This window comes from Pseudomonas abietaniphila (assembly GCF_039697315.1).
Taxonomy (GTDB): Bacteria; Pseudomonadota; Gammaproteobacteria; order Pseudomonadales; family Pseudomonadaceae; genus Aquipseudomonas; species Aquipseudomonas abietaniphila_B.
In genome coordinates, this window is record NZ_CP155619.1 from 2,088,405 (window position 1) to 2,103,402 (window position 14,998).

The 14,998-nt window shown below is 59.4% G+C and carries 10 protein-coding genes; all 10 read left to right on the forward strand.

Translation table 11 applies throughout. The features are described 5' to 3' along the window. Positions 1–153: 153 nt before the first annotated feature. The 10 genes from yaaA (at position 154) to ABDX87_RS09280 (ending at position 14,998) form a co-directional block, all read left to right on the forward strand. On the forward strand, positions 154–933 hold the full coding sequence (gene yaaA / locus ABDX87_RS09235) for a peroxide stress protein YaaA (RefSeq protein ID WP_346832585.1): 780 nt from the start codon (positions 154–156) through the stop codon (positions 931–933). 925 nt (positions 934–1,858) lie between these two features. Beyond that, positions 1,859–3,175, forward strand: coding sequence for a nucleotide sugar dehydrogenase (locus ABDX87_RS09240; RefSeq protein ID WP_346832586.1), 1,317 nt, complete (start codon positions 1,859–1,861; stop codon positions 3,173–3,175). Positions 3,176–3,306: 131 nt separating this feature from the next. Further along, entirely contained in the window at positions 3,307–4,788 is a 1,482-nt protein-coding gene (gene alg8 / locus ABDX87_RS09245; RefSeq protein ID WP_431061223.1) for a mannuronan synthase, read from the forward strand. A 61-nt stretch (positions 4,789–4,849) separates the two neighbouring features. Next, positions 4,850–6,022 carry a PilZ domain-containing protein gene (locus tag ABDX87_RS09250; protein ID WP_346832587.1) on the forward strand — a complete coding sequence of 391 codons (1,173 nt, stop codon included), beginning with the start codon at positions 4,850–4,852 and terminating at the stop codon, positions 6,020–6,022. A gap of 2 nt (positions 6,023–6,024) precedes the next feature. Beyond that, complete coding sequence (gene algK / locus ABDX87_RS09255; protein ID WP_346832588.1) at positions 6,025–7,437, forward strand: alginate biosynthesis TPR repeat lipoprotein AlgK; 1,413 nt, start codon at positions 6,025–6,027, stop codon at positions 7,435–7,437. Further along, entirely contained in the window at positions 7,434–8,939 is a 1,506-nt protein-coding gene (locus tag ABDX87_RS09260; RefSeq protein ID WP_346832589.1) for an alginate export family protein, read from the forward strand. Before algK ends, ABDX87_RS09260 begins: the two co-directional genes overlap by 4 nt. Before the next feature lie 27 nt (positions 8,940–8,966). Continuing rightward, a complete protein-coding gene (algG, locus tag ABDX87_RS09265) occupies positions 8,967–10,607 on the forward strand; it encodes a mannuronan 5-epimerase AlgG (protein ID WP_346832590.1) in 1,641 nt (546 codons plus the stop codon). Positions 10,608–10,620: 13 nt separating this feature from the next. Further along, positions 10,621–12,060 carry an alginate O-acetyltransferase gene (locus tag ABDX87_RS09270; RefSeq protein ID WP_346832591.1) on the forward strand — a complete coding sequence of 480 codons (1,440 nt, stop codon included), beginning with the start codon at positions 10,621–10,623 and terminating at the stop codon, positions 12,058–12,060. A 7-nt stretch (positions 12,061–12,067) separates the two neighbouring features. Then, positions 12,068–13,204: a mannuronate-specific alginate lyase gene (locus ABDX87_RS09275; protein ID WP_346832592.1), complete on the forward strand. Its 1,137-nt coding sequence runs from the start codon at positions 12,068–12,070 to the stop codon at positions 13,202–13,204. A gap of 228 nt (positions 13,205–13,432) precedes the next feature. Next, a complete protein-coding gene (locus ABDX87_RS09280) occupies positions 13,433–14,998 on the forward strand; it encodes an MBOAT family O-acyltransferase (protein WP_346832593.1) in 1,566 nt (521 codons plus the stop codon).

Genomic DNA, 14,998 nt, shown 5'->3' on the forward strand with positions numbered 1-14,998 from the left:
CCATCGCCCGGAATATTTTCGCGAATGAATTAGCTCCCACAGGAGCCTCATACACGTCTGCCTCGCACAAGGCGCCCTACCTATCATCACCATAGCTGGAGTCATCCGGGCACAACCCCTAGAATCGCGGCCACGATTAAAGGAGACGACCGCATGCTGATGGTGATATCCCCAGCGAAGACCCTCGATTTCGAGACACCGCCCACCACCGAGCGCTTTACCCAGCCTCAATACCTGGACCACTCCCAGGAACTCATCACCCAACTGCGCGAGCTCACCCCGTCGCAGATCAGCGAGTTGATGCACCTGTCGGACAACCTGGCCGGCCTCAACGCTGCACGCTTCGGCAGTTGGACGCCCGCCTTTACGCCGAGCAACGCCAAACAGGCGCTGCTGGCCTTCAAAGGTGACGTGTACACCGGCCTCGCTGCCGACACCCTCAGCGAAACCGAACTCGACTACGCCCAGCAACACCTGCGCATGCTCTCCGGCCTTTACGGCCTGCTGCGCCCGCTCGACCTGATGCAACCGTATCGCCTGGAAATGGGCACCAAACTCGCCAACGCGCGCGGCAAAGACCTGTACGCGTTCTGGGGCAACCGCATCAGCGAATGGCTCAACGAGGCCCTCGCCGAACAAGGCGATGACGTGCTGCTCAACCTGGCCTCAAACGAGTACTTCTCTGCCGTCAAACGCACTGCGCTCAACGCCCGCGTCATCGACACCGAATTTCGCGACCAGAAGAACGGCCAGTACAAGATCATCAGCTTCTACGCCAAAAAAGCGCGCGGCATGATGAGCCGCTTCGTCATCTCTGAACGCATCAACAACCCGGACGACCTGAAGCAGTTCGATGTGCAGGGGTATCGGTACGCGAAAGAATTGTCCAAGGCGGACAAGCTGGTGTTTTTGCGGGATGAATCCGACGTGTGAATGAACTGAAAAAGGGCTCTCGAAGCCTTTTTTCTATCATCATGAAGCGCCATGCCACCTTCCGCCCCTCCCCGCCCCTCCCGCTCACACTGTTCTCCATTCAAATAACCCGGCTAAAAACCATCCACTCAGATGCATCGCAAAGTTCCGAAACTGCCTTCTGAGCAGACGAACGGCAGCATTGACAATGCTTTGGCGCCAATAAAAAGACGAAGAAAAAGTTCTCGCATTTTTTCTCGAAAATTTAACAACCTTTTTGAGTGATGGCGCTTCGCTTTCTTGCACTAGTGGCACCTTTACATACACACCGCGCAAGCCCTTTATAACTAGGGGTTGCGCAGAAAGTGCTATCAGAGTGCAACCATCTAGATGGTGAAAGGTATTTCAAAAAATCTCAAAAAGAGGACGAGCGGCCAGGAACTTATGGGGAAGCCCTATGCTCCTACATCCCGTAACAATTCTCGCCCACCTTGTGAGACATCTCTTACATACGGGCAAGACGGATCTCTAAGTTGCTTATCAAACAGTTATGACTAAAGGGTCATTGTGGTTCGTACAAGGAGAGAACGCACCAAACTAGTTTCGGTAAATCGAGCAAGCACCAACGGGGTGCCTGCAGTCACTGACGAGCAAGACAAGACTGAATCATGGCCAAAAGCCTTGAGCCAGAGGCGCGGCAGCGACTCGCAACCATCCGCCGGAGTGCTATGCCATATCCCAGATCGGGAGTTCATATACATATATATGGATTACTCGACGCTTTAGATCTGTAACATCCGGGCCCGCCTCGGGAACAGGGCGCCCAACTTTAAATTCTGCCTGTGCTTGTTACACGACATTAACTTGCCGTGCGAACGAGTGCGCAAAAGTTGTAAGACAATTTTATATCCAGCCAACTAATGGCGTGAAAATCGAGGAGATTACGATGCATATCAGCATCTTTGGTTTGGGCTATGTCGGTGCAGTATGTGCTGGTTGCCTCTCGGCGCGTGGTCATGATGTTGTCGGTGTGGATATCTCCAGCGCCAAGATCGACCTGATCAACCAGGGCAAGTCTCCAATTGTGGAACCGGGTCTGGGCGAACTGCTCGAAACCGGTATCAAAACCGGTAAACTGCGCGGCACGACGGACTTTTCCGAGGCCATTCGGGCCACCGATCTGTCGATGATCTGCGTCGGCACGCCAAGCAAGAAAAACGGTGATCTGGAACTGGACTTCATCGAGTCCGTCTGCCGCGAAATCGGCTTCGTACTGCGTGAAAAAACCTCGCGTCACACCATCGTCGTGCGCAGCACCGTTCTGCCGGGCACGGTCGCAAACGTTGTCATCCCGATCCTGGAAGACTGCTCGGGCAAGAAAGCCGGCGTCGACTTCGGCGTTGCGGTGAACCCTGAGTTCCTGCGTGAAAGCACCGCGATCGCTGACTACGACCATCCTCCGATGACCGTGATCGGCGAATTCGACAAGGCGTCCGGTGACGTTCTGCAATCGCTGTACGAAGAGCTCGACGCACCGATCATCCGCAAGGACATCGCTGTCGCCGAAATGATCAAGTACACCTGCAACGTCTGGCACGCGACCAAAGTCACCTTCGCCAACGAAATCGGCAACATCGCCAAGGCCGTCGGCGTCGATGGCCGTGAAGTGATGGAAGTGGTCTGCCAGGACAAGGCCCTGAACCTGTCGCAGTACTACATGCGCCCAGGCTTCGCATTCGGCGGTTCGTGCCTGCCGAAGGACGTGCGCGCCCTCACCTACCGCGCCAGCTCTCTGGACGTCGAAGCGCCGCTGCTCAACTCCCTGATGCGCAGCAACGTCTCCCAGGTCCAGAACGCTTTCGACATCGTTGCGGCAAGCGACACCCGCAAGGTTGCCCTGCTGGGTCTGAGCTTCAAGGCCGGCACCGATGACCTGCGTGAAAGCCCACTGGTCGAGCTGGCTGAAATGCTGATCGGCAAGGGTTTCGACCTGAGCATCTACGACAAGAACGTTGAATACGCTCGCGTCCACGGTGCGAACAAAGAGTACATCGAGTCCAAGATCCCGCACGTTTCCTCCCTGCTCAACTCGGATTTCGACGCTGTGATCGAAAATTCCGACGTGATCATCCTCGGTAACCGCGACGAGCGTTTCCGTGCGCTGGCCAACCAGGCGCCAGCCGGCAAACGCGTCATCGATCTGGTGGGCTTCATGAAAGGCACCACCACCGAAGACGGTCAGACCGAAGGTATTTGCTGGTAAGAAGCAGCGGCACGCGGCAAGCCACAAGCTGCAAGTTTCAAGTTCATGTCCCGGGCTTCAGGCGTTCACGCGCCTGTTGCTCGAGGCGTGGGGCTTGCAGCTTGGTTGCAACTGACTCAGGGACCCTCATTATGCTCAGGCTAAAACACGGCTTACTCCAGGCCGCAGGTTGGCTGTTTTATTTAACCGTGCTGGCCGCCATCGCGATGGCGCTGCCGGTTACGCTCTTCGACTCACAGTCGAAAGACTTTATTTTCCTGGTCGGGATCGTCGGTATCTGGCGTTACTCGATGGGCGCAACGCACTTTGTGCGAGGCATGATTTTTCTCTATATCGTCTATCCGCACCTGCGCCGCAAAGTGCGCAAGCTCGGCAAGGCCGCTGATCCATCGCACGTGTTCCTGATGGTCACCAGCTTCCGTATCGACGCGCTGACCACCGCTCAGGTGTACAACTCGGTCATCCAGGAAGCCATCGCCTGTGGCTACCCGACCACCGTCGTGTGCTCGCTGGTCGAGATGTCCGATGAACTGCTGGTCAAGGCGATGTGGGCCAAGCACAACCCGCCTCCACACGTGACCCTGGACTTCGTGCGCATCGCCGGTACCGGCAAGCGTGACGGTCTGGCATTCGGCTTCCGCGCCATCTCGCGCCACATGCCGGATGACCGCGCTGTGGTAGCCGTGATCGATGGCGACACGGTGCTGGCCGAAGGCGTGGTCCGCAAAACCGTTCCGTGGTTCCAGCTGTTCGGCAACGTCGGCGGCCTGACCACCAACGAATTCTGTGAAGTCCGCGGCGGCTACATCATGAGCGAATGGCACAAGCTGCGCTTCGCCCAGCGTCACATCAACATGTGCTCGATGGCCCTGTCCAAGCGCGTGCTGACCATGACCGGTCGCATGTCGGTGTTTCGCGCCACCGTGGTCACCGATCCGGACTTCATCGCAGACGTCGAAAGCGACTCGCTGCAGCACTGGCGCCTCGGCCGCTTCAAGTTCCTGACCGGCGACGACAAGTCCAGCTGGTTCAGCCTGATGCGTCTGGGTTACGACACGTTCTACGTGCCGGACGCCGCGATCAACACGGTGGAACACCCGCCTGAGAAGAGCTTCCTCAAGGCAAGCCGCAAACTGATGTATCGCTGGTACGGCAACAACCTGCGTCAGAACTCCCGCGCTCTGGGCCTTGGCGTTCGCCGCCTCGGTGTCTTCACCAGCATCGTGTTGTTCGACCAGCGCGTGTCGATGTGGACCTCGATTCTCGGTCTGACCGTTGCGATTCTCGCCAGCCTCAAATATGGCGTGAGTTTTCTGCTGGCTTATCTGCTGTGGATCGGTATCACCCGTTTCATTCTCACGTTGTTGCTGTCGTGTTCCGGGCACGCCATCGGGCCGGCTTACCCCGTGATTCTCTATTACAACCAGATCGTCGGCGCGCTGATGAAGATCTACGTCTTCTTCCGCCTCGACCGTCAGTCCTGGACCCGCCAGGACACAAAACTGAGCCGCGACATGGCCAGCTTCCAGGGTTGGTTCAACACCTGGTCGTCTCGAACCATGACTTTCTCGGCTGGCAGCATCTTCGTTGCAGTGTTGCTGACGCTGGTATGAAAGGGTTCTGACGGACTCTGAAAGCACAATGGATCAACTCGATTAATCAGGAATTACCGCCATGAATACAGCCGTGAATGCGAACGTCGTCCATGAATCCGAAGCCCAGCGCCAACACGCCAGGGTCAAGATTCCAGCCAAATTGCGCCTGCTCAATGGCCAGCCAAACGCACCGCTGGTGCGTGTCGAAGACCTCTCTGCCGGCGGCCTGAGCTTCGTCGCACCGAGCGGCATGAAGTTCGCCGACGGCCAGGTCATCAAGGGGCGTCTGCAGTTCCTGATCGATAACCTGGGCCTGGCCATGGACGTCGAACTTCAGGTTCGCGCCATCGACGCAACCACCGGCCGTGTCGGTTGCCAGTTCCAGCACCTTGAAGCTCAGGACATCGCGACCCTGCGCCACCTGATCACCTCCCACCTGTCCGGCGACATCGTCAGCATGGGCGAGGTGCTTGCCACTCTGCAGCGCGACAACTTCACCAAGGCGCGCAAGAAGAAAGACACCGGCAGCGGCCTGAGCGCATTCGGTCGTCTGCGCGCAGTGACCTTCAGCGCCGGCATCTTCGTCGTCGGTCTGGCCGCGTTCGGTTTTGTCGCCAAGTCGGTCTACGGCATGTACTTCGTCAGCCACTCGACATCGGGCCTGGTCAGCGTGCCGACCATGGACGTGACCATGCCGCGTGACGGCACCGTGACCAGCCTCATCGCACCAAACGGCGACGTTGCAAAAGGCGCGCCGCTGGCGTCGTTCAACACCAGCATGCTGGACGTGCTCAAGGGCAACCTGGACCCGGACGAAATGCAGCCGGCGAAGATCGAAGAACTCTTCGGCCGCCAACTCGCCGGTACGCTGACCAGCCCATGTGACTGCGTCGTCGGCAAGCAACTGGTTGCCAATGGTCAGTACGCCGCCAAAGGCGATGTGATCTTCCAGATGGTGCCGCGCAACGTTCCTGCCACCGTCGACGCCCGCTTCACCTACCGCCAGTTCGCCGACGTCCAGCCGGGTGCCCGCGTGAATTTCCAGGTCGCCGGCGAAGAAGGCACACACAGCGGCAAGATCGTCAGCTCCACGGCCTTGAGCCCGGCTGACCTGTCTTCCGACATGCGCGTCCAGATCCAGCCTGACGAATCGCTCAGCAGCACCCTGGCCGGTCGTCCGGTGGAAGTGGTCAGCGATCATGGTCCGTCCCTGAACTGGCTGATCGACAAAGCCACGGCCGCAGGTCTGTAAACATGGCTAGCCCACTACGAAGCTTGTCAGCCCCTACGTTGTTGAGCCTGGCGATCGCGATCGGTCTCGGCGGCTGTGCCGGCCTGCCCGATCAACGCCTGGCCAATGAAGCCCTGAAACGCGGCGACACCGCGACGGCGGAGCAAAACTATCGGCAACTGGCGGACCTGGGTTATAGCGATGCACAGGTAGGTCTCGCGGACATTCAGGTCGGCACACGCGACCCGGAACTGATCAAGCAGGCCGAAGCGACTTATCGCGCAGCCGCACAAACGTCGCCTCGCGCGCAATCGCGTCTGGGCAAGCTGCTGGCCGTCAAGCCCAACTCCACCGAAGCCGAGCAACGCGAAGCCGAGGGCCTGCTGAAGAAAGCCTTCGCCAACGGTGAAGCCGGAACGCTGATCCCGCTGGCGATGCTCTATCTGCAATACCCGCACACGTTCCCCAACGTGAACGCGCAGCAGAAGATCAACGAATGGCGCGCCTCCGGTTATCCGGAAGCAGGCCTTGCACAAGTGCTGCTCTATCGCACCCAAGGCACCTACGACCAGCACCTGGGTGAAGTCGAAAGCATCTGCAAACAGGCCCTGCGTGCCAACGACGTTTGCTACATGGAACTGGCGACGGTCTACCAGAAGCGTGGCGAAGCGGACAAGCAGGCCGCGCTGCTTGAACAGATGCAGAGCGGTTACTCGATGGGCTCCGTCCCGGCAATGCGCGTCGACACCGTCGCTCGCGTACTGGCCGACTCGACCATCGGCAAGCCCGACGAAAAGACCGCCCAGCAGTTGCTGGAAAAAGTCGCCCCGTCCTACCCCGCCTCGTGGGTCAGTCTGGCGCAGTTGCTGTACGACTATCCCGAGCTGGGTGACGTCAACAAGATGATGGAATACCTGGACAACGGCCGTGCCGCGGACCAACCGCGCGCCGAGCTGTTGCTGGGCAAGCTGTATTACGAAGGCAAGCTGGTCCTGCCGGATGCGAAGAAGGCCGAAGAGCACCTGATGAAGGCCGCGCCGACGCAGATCTCCGCGCATTACTACCTGGGCCAGTTGTATCGCCGTGGTTACCTCGGTCACCCCGCCCCCCAGAAAGCCGTCGACGAGTTGCTGACCTCCGCGCGCGGCGGCCAGAACAGCGCCGACTTCGCCCTGGCGCAGTTGTTCTCGCAGGGCAAAGGCATCAAGCCCGATCCGGTCAACGCCTGGGTGTTCGGTCAGCTCGCTCAGGCTCAAGGTACGCCGCAGGCAGCGGACCTTGCGCAACAGCTCAACGATCAATTGCCGCCTGAGAAGCGCGCGCAAGCGCAGAGCCTTCTCCAACGAGAACAGCAGGTCCGTGGCACCACGGCGCAGAACGCGCTGGCCTTGCAGACCCTGCAAGAAGAAAAAGACGGCGAGGACGCACCTCTATGAAGCTTAAGTTGAATCCTCTGATGGCGGCCGGGCTCGGTCTGGGTTTCTCCCTGATGTGGGCCACACCGACATTGGCTGCCTTGACCGAAGACAAGAACTTCGGCATCGAAGTAAAGGCCACCGGCCAGATGGAAGACGACCGTGACCTGGGCACCCGAGGTGGTGGCGACGTCAACGGTATCGGTCTGGACCTTCGCCCATGGATGTACGGTCAGTGGGGCAACTGGAGCGGCTACGCGATGGGCCAGGTGGTCACGGCCACCGATACCATCCAGACCGACCCGCTGGACCAGCAGGCCACCGATGCCAACGGCCAGACGAGCCAGCGTGTCCGCAAAACCTCAAGCAGCCGTGAAGTGGACGACAGCTATGCGGCCCTGCGTGAGTTCTGGGTCGGCTACAGCGGCTTCACGCCCTACCCCGGCGAGATCCTGAAGTTCGGTCGTCAGCGCCTGCGCAATGACGACGGCCAATGGCACGACACCAACATCGAAGCGCTGAACTGGACGTTTGACACCACCCTGCTCAAGGCAGAAGTGGGCGCGGCCGAGCGCTTCAGCGAATACCGCACTGACCTGACCGAGTTGTCGGCTCAGGACAAGGATCGCCAGCACCTGTTCGGCGACGTGGAGTACCAATGGACACCTGGCCAATGGGCGGGCGTTCGTGCTCACCACAGTCACGACGGCGGCAGTCTGAAACATCCGGGCGAAGCCGTGGACGATCTGGACAAGACCTCCCGAGGCGACCTGACCTGGCTGGGCATTCAGGCCAACAGCGATGCGTACAACTATCGCAACCTGAACACCGTCAACTACTGGGGCAGCCTGACCTGGCTGACCGGTGATCGCGATCGCCTGGCCACCACCTACGACCCTGCTGCCGATCAGTATGTCGCGGGCGACAAGAACAACGAAAACGTCAACGGCTGGGCCACCGACCTGGGTCTGCGTTTCCGTCTGGACCCAATGTGGCAAGTAGGCGGCGCCTACTCCCGCGCCAGCAAGAACTACGAACAGAACGGCCTGGAAAGCAACCGCTCGAACTGGACCGGCACCCGCTCGCGCGTGCACCGCTTCGGCGAGGCCTTCCAGGGCGAAATGGCCAACGTGGAATCCGGTTCGCTGTTCGCATCCTGGCAGATGCAGGACGAGTACGACGCCTCGCTGATTTACCACAAGTTCCGTCGTGTGGACGGTCACGCCGGTATCGGCGGCGCAGGCGTCAACCCGGCTCGCGAGAACGTCGATTCCGATGGTGTCAGTACGTTCGACTCCCTGCCGCTGAAAGACGGCCGCAAGGATCTGGGTCAGGAAATGGACCTGGTCGTGACCAAGTACTTCAAGCAGGGCTTGTTGCCTGCTTCGGTGAGCCAGTCCTTCGACGAGCCGTCTGCCCTGATTCGTCTGCGCGCAGGCGTGTTCAAGCCCGGCGATGCTTACCACAGCGGCGTGGACGATTACATGCACCGCGCCATCGTCGACGTTATCTGGCGCTTCTGATGCAAGCCGCGATAGGAGTGCAATGAGATGAACAGCCAAGCAAACAGTTTGCGGCAACGGGCATGGCCCCACGCGCTGCTGGAAAGCGCAGTACTCAGCAGCGCCTTACTGCTGGCAAGCACTGCGGCCATGGCTAGCACCGCGCCGGTCGCGCAGGTAGCCCCCGCTGCCGCCGCGCAATCGGCCGACGGTGAAGAAGTGGTCAAAGGTCTGCATCAGGCGAAAACGTACACCATCTCCAGCCCGCCAACCGGTCCGCTGATGATGGACAAACCCAAGCTGCCAGACCTGTCGGGCTACACCCAACAGGCCATGCAGAAGAAGATCGTGCGAAGCAAGGCGGCGAAGGTTTCGATTCGTCGCATGATGCAGGAAGACGCGCTGAAGGAGTTCATCGGCGGCGATAACAAGATGTCCGAATGGGTGGCCCGTCAGCACGGCATCCCGCAGGCAATCTTCGTCGACGACGGTTACATGAACCTTCAGGAACTCGCGAAAAAGGTGCCTAAACAGTACCTGAGCGAGACTTCGCCAGGCGTTTTCCTGGCGCGTCTGCCGATCGTGGTCGGCAAAAAAGGCATCCTGGAAATTGACAAGAAAACCAGCGAACTGCGCTTGTCGCAGGACGCCGGTGCGTTTCTGGTGAACGACAACCAGTTGTTCGTGATGGACACGAAACTGACCGGCTGGAGCGAGAAAGCCAACGGCCCGTCGACGTTCAAGGCGCCGAAGGAATTCCGTCCGTTTCTACTGTCCTGGGGCGGTACCCAGACCTACATGTACAACACCAAAGTGGCGAGCCTGGGTTACAACAACAGCAAGTCGTACGGCCTCAGCATTTCGCAGTACACACCGAACATGAAGGCGCAGATGAACCGCCCGGACCCGACCGGCTGGATCGTCAACTCCGAGTTCTCGGACATGTGGTACGGCTACTACTGCTATGAAACCCGTGACTTCGTGGTCAAGGGCAATACCTACCACGACAACATCGTCTACGGCATCGACCCGCACGACCGTTCCCACGGTCTGATCATCGCCGAGAACACCGTTTACGGGACCAAGAAGAAGCACGGGATCATCATTTCCCGTGAGGTGAACGACAGCTTCATCATCAACAACAAGAGCTACGAGAATCACCTCTCCGGCATCGTGCTTGACCGTAACAGCGTGAACAATCTGGTGGCGTACAACCAGATCTACCGCAACCACACCGACGGCATCACGCTGTATGAAAGTGCCGACAACCTGCTGTGGGGCAACCGCGTGTTCGCCAACAAACGTCACGGCATCCGGGTCCGCAACAGCACCAACATCAAGCTGTACGAGAACCTGGCGATCGGCAACGGTCTGATGGGCGTCTACGGCCACATCAAGGATCTCTCCGACACTGACCGCGACATCAAGCTCGACCCGTTCGACGCCGAAGTGTCGCTGATCATGGTCGGTGGCGAACTGACCTCCAACGGGTCCGGCCCACTGTCCATCGATTCGCCGCTCAGCGTCGAGTTGTACAAAGTGTCGATGCTCGCGCCGACCAAGAGCAGCGGGATCAGCTTCAACGGCGTACTGGGTGAACGCCAGGACGAAATCCTTGATCTGCTGGTCCGCCAACAGAAAGCCGTGTTGATCGACCCGGTCGAAAGCCAGAAACAACTCCGGGACTGAGGAAGCTATTTCTATGCACGCACACTTGATCAAATTGCTCAGCCTCTCGGGCCTGACCGCTGCACTGTTCGCTGCCAGCAATGCTGCTTATGCCGCCGATGCGGCAGCGCCCAGCTTCACCGCAGAACCTTGCTGCAGCCTGTGCCCGGAAGCGCACGACGAGAAAAACTACGTCACCCGCTACCAGCAAAACTTCACCACGCTGGTGCAGGCTCAGGGCGACTGGCTGTTCCGTACCCGCGAAGACCTGCGCACCGAATTCGATACCACGCCTGAAGGCTACCGTCGCATGCAACAGCTGCACGACGCCTTCAAGAGCAAGGGTGTGGAACTGGTGATCGTGTATCAGCCGACCCGCGGCCTGGTCGATCGCAACAAGCTGTTCCCGGCCGAGCGCGACAAGTTCGACTACAACACCGCACTGCGAAACTACCAGGCGATGCTCGGCCGCTTCGCCAAGATGGGCTACACCGTGCCGGACCTGTCGCCGTTGACCAACGAGCAACAGGCCCACGATTTCTACTTCCGCGGTGACCAGCACTGGACGCCATACGGCGCTCAGCGCACGGCAAAAATCGTCGCCGAATCGGTGAAGAAAATGCCAGCGTTCGCTGACGTTCCCAAGCGCGAATTCGAGACCCATCTGTCAGGTCGCATGGGCAAGAAGGGCACTCTGCACAACATGGCCGGTCAATTGTGCGGCACCAGCTACGCGATCCAGTACATGGATCAGTTCGAGACCGAACCGAAAGGCGAAGCGGGCGATGGCGATCTGTTCGGTGACTCCGGCAACCCGGAAATCACCCTGGTCGGTACCAGTCACAGCGGCAAGAACTACAACTTCGCCGGCTTTCTGCAGGAATACATGGGTGCTGATGTGCTGAACGTCGCCTTCCCCGGCGGCGGCCTTGAAGGTTCGATGCTGCAGTACCTGGGCAGCGAAGACTTCCAGAAACACCCACCGAAAATTCTCATCTGGGAATTCTCGCCTCTGTACCGCCTGGATCAGGAGACCATCTATCGCCAGATGATGTCGCTGCTGGACAACGGTTGTGAGGGCAAACCGGCGCTGATGTCCACCAGCACCACGCTCAAGCCAGGCACCAACGAGCTGTTGGTCAACGGCAAAAACGGCATCAAGGATGTGCGCAACGGCAGTAATCAGATCGACATCAAGTTCGCCGACACCTCGGTGAAAACCCTTCAGGCGCGCCTCTGGTACATGAACGGCCGCCACGAAGACCTGAAGATCGAAAAACCTGAAACATCCGAAACCGACGGGCGCTTCTCCTTCGAACTGCGCGACGACAAGGACTGGGCTGACCAGCAATTGCTCGCACTGGAAGTGCAGGGTCCGGAAGCGGGCGCTGCGCCACAGCAGGTCGAGGCGAAAGTATGCAAACGCAACGTGTTCCCGAATGTCGCGCATCAAACCGCGCAAGCCGGGTTATGAGGCTCTTATGCACACTCCAAAACTGATGCTCCCTACCCTTCTCTCGCTGGCCGTATTGTCCGCAGTGACGTTTGCCACCAGCGCCAGCGCTGCGTCGACCCTCGTGCCGCCGCAGGGCTACTACGAAGGCGTCGAGAAATACAAAAGCGGCGAAAGCAAGTTTAGCTGTGAGGCCACCCCGCAGCCGTACACCGGCTCGCTGCAATTTCGCAGCAAGTACGAAGGCTCGGACAAGGCGCGCGCCACACTGAACGTCGCGTCGGAACAAGCCTTCCGCGACTCGACCAAAGACATTACGACCATGGAACGCAACACCGCCAAGGTGGTGATGCAGTACATGCGCGACGGTCGTCCCGAACAGCTGGACTGCGCGCTCAACATGTTGACCACATGGGCCAAGGCCGATGCGCTGGAGTCCAAGGACTTCAACCACACCGGCAAGTCGATGCGTAAATGGGCACTGGGCAGCATGTCGTCTTCGTACCTGCGCCTGAAGTTCTCGGAGTCGCATCCACTGGCGACCCGTCAGCAGGACGCGCAAGTGATCGAAACCTGGTTCAGCAAGCTGGCCGATCAGGTGGTCAGCGACTGGGACAACCTGCCGCTCGACAAGACCAACAACCACTCGTACTGGGCGGCCTGGTCGGTGATGTCCACTGCCGTGGCCACCAACCGCAAGGACTTGTTCGACTGGTCGGTGAAGGAATTCAAGATCGCCGCCAATCAGGTCGACCCGCAAGGCTTCCTGCCGAACGAGCTCAAGCGCAAACAGCGTGCGCTCGCGTACCACAACTATGCGTTGCCGCCGCTGGCGATGATTGCCAGTTTCGCCCAGGCCAACGGCGTCGATCTGCGCTCTGAAAACAACGGCGCGCTGAAGCGTCTGGGTGATCGGGTGCTGGCTGGCGTCAAGGATTCCGGCGACGAATTCCAGGCGAAGGAAGGTCAGAAGCAGGACATGACGGACCTGAAGACCGACATGAAATTCGCCTGGCTGGAACCGTACTGCTCGCTCTACGACTGCGGCCCGGACGTGCTGGACAAGAAGCACAAGATGCAGCCGTTCAAGAACTTCCGTCTCGGCGGCGATCTGACCCGCACCTATGACCCGAGTCATGAGAAGGGTGAGAAAGGCGGTTCTTGAGCCTGACAACGTTGATCGTACCCGCGCTCTGCGTGGGCACGCATCCTCTGACGCTCTGCGTCGCCTTTGAATGGCGCGGAGCGCCGAGAGATGCATTCCCACGCAGAGCGTGGGAACGATCAAACAGGGGCTTGCATCAGCAGTGAAGTTTTTGTTTCACCCCTCCATTTTTCATGGGGGGTTTGGGGGGGCTTCGGCCCTTGATGTTGGACAAATGGAGAGATAAGGATGGTTTTCTCATCCAACGTGTTCCTGTTCCTGTTCTTGCCGGTGTTTCTCGGCTTGTACTACCTGAGCGGGCAACGCTATCGCAACCTGCTGCTGCTGGTGGCCAGCTACGTGTTCTATGCGTGGTGGCGAGTGGACTTCCTGGCACTGTTCGCAGGTGTGACGCTGTGGAACTACTGGATCGGCCTGCGCGTAGGCGCTGCCGGGGTCAGGACCAAACCCGCCCAGCGCTGGCTGTTGCTCGGTGTGGCGGTCGACCTGTGCATCCTGGGCTATTTCAAATACGCCAACTTCGGTGTGGACAGCATCAACGCGATGATGACCTCTATCGGTCTTGAGCCGTTCATCCTGACCCACGTGCTGTTGCCGATCGGGATCTCGTTCTACATCTTCGAGTCCATCAGCTACATCATCGACGTCTACCGTGGCGACACACCGGCAACGCGCAACCTGATCGACTTTGCAGCGTTCGTGGCGATCTTCCCGCATTTGATCGCAGGTCCTGTACTGCGCTTCCGCGACCTGGTCGACCAGTTCAACAACCGCACCCACACGCTGGACAAGTTCTCCGAAGGCTGCACGCGGTTCATGCAGGGTTTCATCAAGAAGGTCTTCATCGCCGACACCCTGGCGGTGGTTGCCGACCATTGCTTCGCACTGCAACACCCAACCACCGGCGACGCCTGGCTCGGCGCTCTGGCGTACACCGCGCAGTTGTACTTCGACTTCTCCGGCTACAGCGACATGGCCATCGGCCTGGGCCTGATGATGGGTTTCCGCTTCATGGAAAACTTCAAACAGCCTTACGTCAGCCAGTCGATCACCGAGTTCTGGCGTCGCTGGCACATCAGCCTGTCCACTTGGCTGCGTGACTACCTGTACATCACCCTGGGCGGCAACCGTGGCGGCAAGGTCGCGACCTACCGCAACCTGTTCCTGACCATGCTGCTGGGCGGTCTGTGGCACGGCGCCAACATCACTTACATCGTCTGGGGTGCCTGGCACGGTGTCTGGCTGGCGATCGAAAAGGCCCTGGGTCTGAACACCACGCCGCGTACGTTCAACGTTGTTCGCTGGGCCCTCACCTTCCTGCTGGTGGTAATGGGCTGGGTGATCTTTCGCGCAGAAAACCTGCACGTCGCCGCGCGTATGTACGGTGCGATGTTCAGCTTCAGCGAATTGCAGCTGTCGGACCTCAACCGCGCCAGCCTCACCGGGCTGCAGGTCGCGACGCTGATCGTGGCCTACATCACCCTGGCATTCTTCGGCCTGCGCGACTTCTACAGGAACCGCACACCCGCCAAGCCAACCAGTGACGCACCTGTTCAAGCCGACGGCCCTGCCACCGCGCAGCCAGGTCTGATCAAAGCCGTTCCGGGCGACAAGCCGGGCAGCATTCATCAACCGGGCTACATCGTCGGTACCGAAGCGCAGGTTCAGCCTGCCTACTGGACCGCCGACTGGTCGCGCTACGTCATGCGCGCCCTGATCCTGCTGATGTTCGTGGCCTCGATTCTCAAACTCTCGGCGGCCAGCTTCTCGCCGTTCCTTTACTTCCAGTTCTGA

What these genes read in the sequence shown, in the direction of transcription:
- ABDX87_RS09275 (WP_346832592.1), top strand. Translation starts at nt 12,068, where the DNA reads ATGCACACTCCAAAACTGATGCTCCCTACCCTTCTCTCGCTGGCCGTA.
- ABDX87_RS09260 (WP_346832589.1), top strand. Translation starts at nt 7,434, where the DNA reads ATGAAGCTTAAGTTGAATCCTCTGATGGCGGCCGGGCTCGGTCTGGGT.
- algK (WP_346832588.1), top strand. Translation starts at nt 6,025, where the DNA reads ATGGCTAGCCCACTACGAAGCTTGTCAGCCCCTACGTTGTTGAGCCTG.
- ABDX87_RS09240 (WP_346832586.1), top strand. Translation starts at nt 1,859, where the DNA reads ATGCATATCAGCATCTTTGGTTTGGGCTATGTCGGTGCAGTATGTGCT.
- algG (WP_346832590.1), top strand. Translation starts at nt 8,967, where the DNA reads ATGAACAGCCAAGCAAACAGTTTGCGGCAACGGGCATGGCCCCACGCG.
- ABDX87_RS09250 (WP_346832587.1), top strand. Translation starts at nt 4,850, where the DNA reads ATGAATACAGCCGTGAATGCGAACGTCGTCCATGAATCCGAAGCCCAG.
- alg8 (WP_431061223.1), top strand. Translation starts at nt 3,307, where the DNA reads ATGCTCAGGCTAAAACACGGCTTACTCCAGGCCGCAGGTTGGCTGTTT.
- yaaA (WP_346832585.1), top strand. Translation starts at nt 154, where the DNA reads ATGCTGATGGTGATATCCCCAGCGAAGACCCTCGATTTCGAGACACCG.
- ABDX87_RS09280 (WP_346832593.1), top strand. Translation starts at nt 13,433, where the DNA reads ATGGTTTTCTCATCCAACGTGTTCCTGTTCCTGTTCTTGCCGGTGTTT.
- ABDX87_RS09270 (WP_346832591.1), top strand. Translation starts at nt 10,621, where the DNA reads ATGCACGCACACTTGATCAAATTGCTCAGCCTCTCGGGCCTGACCGCT.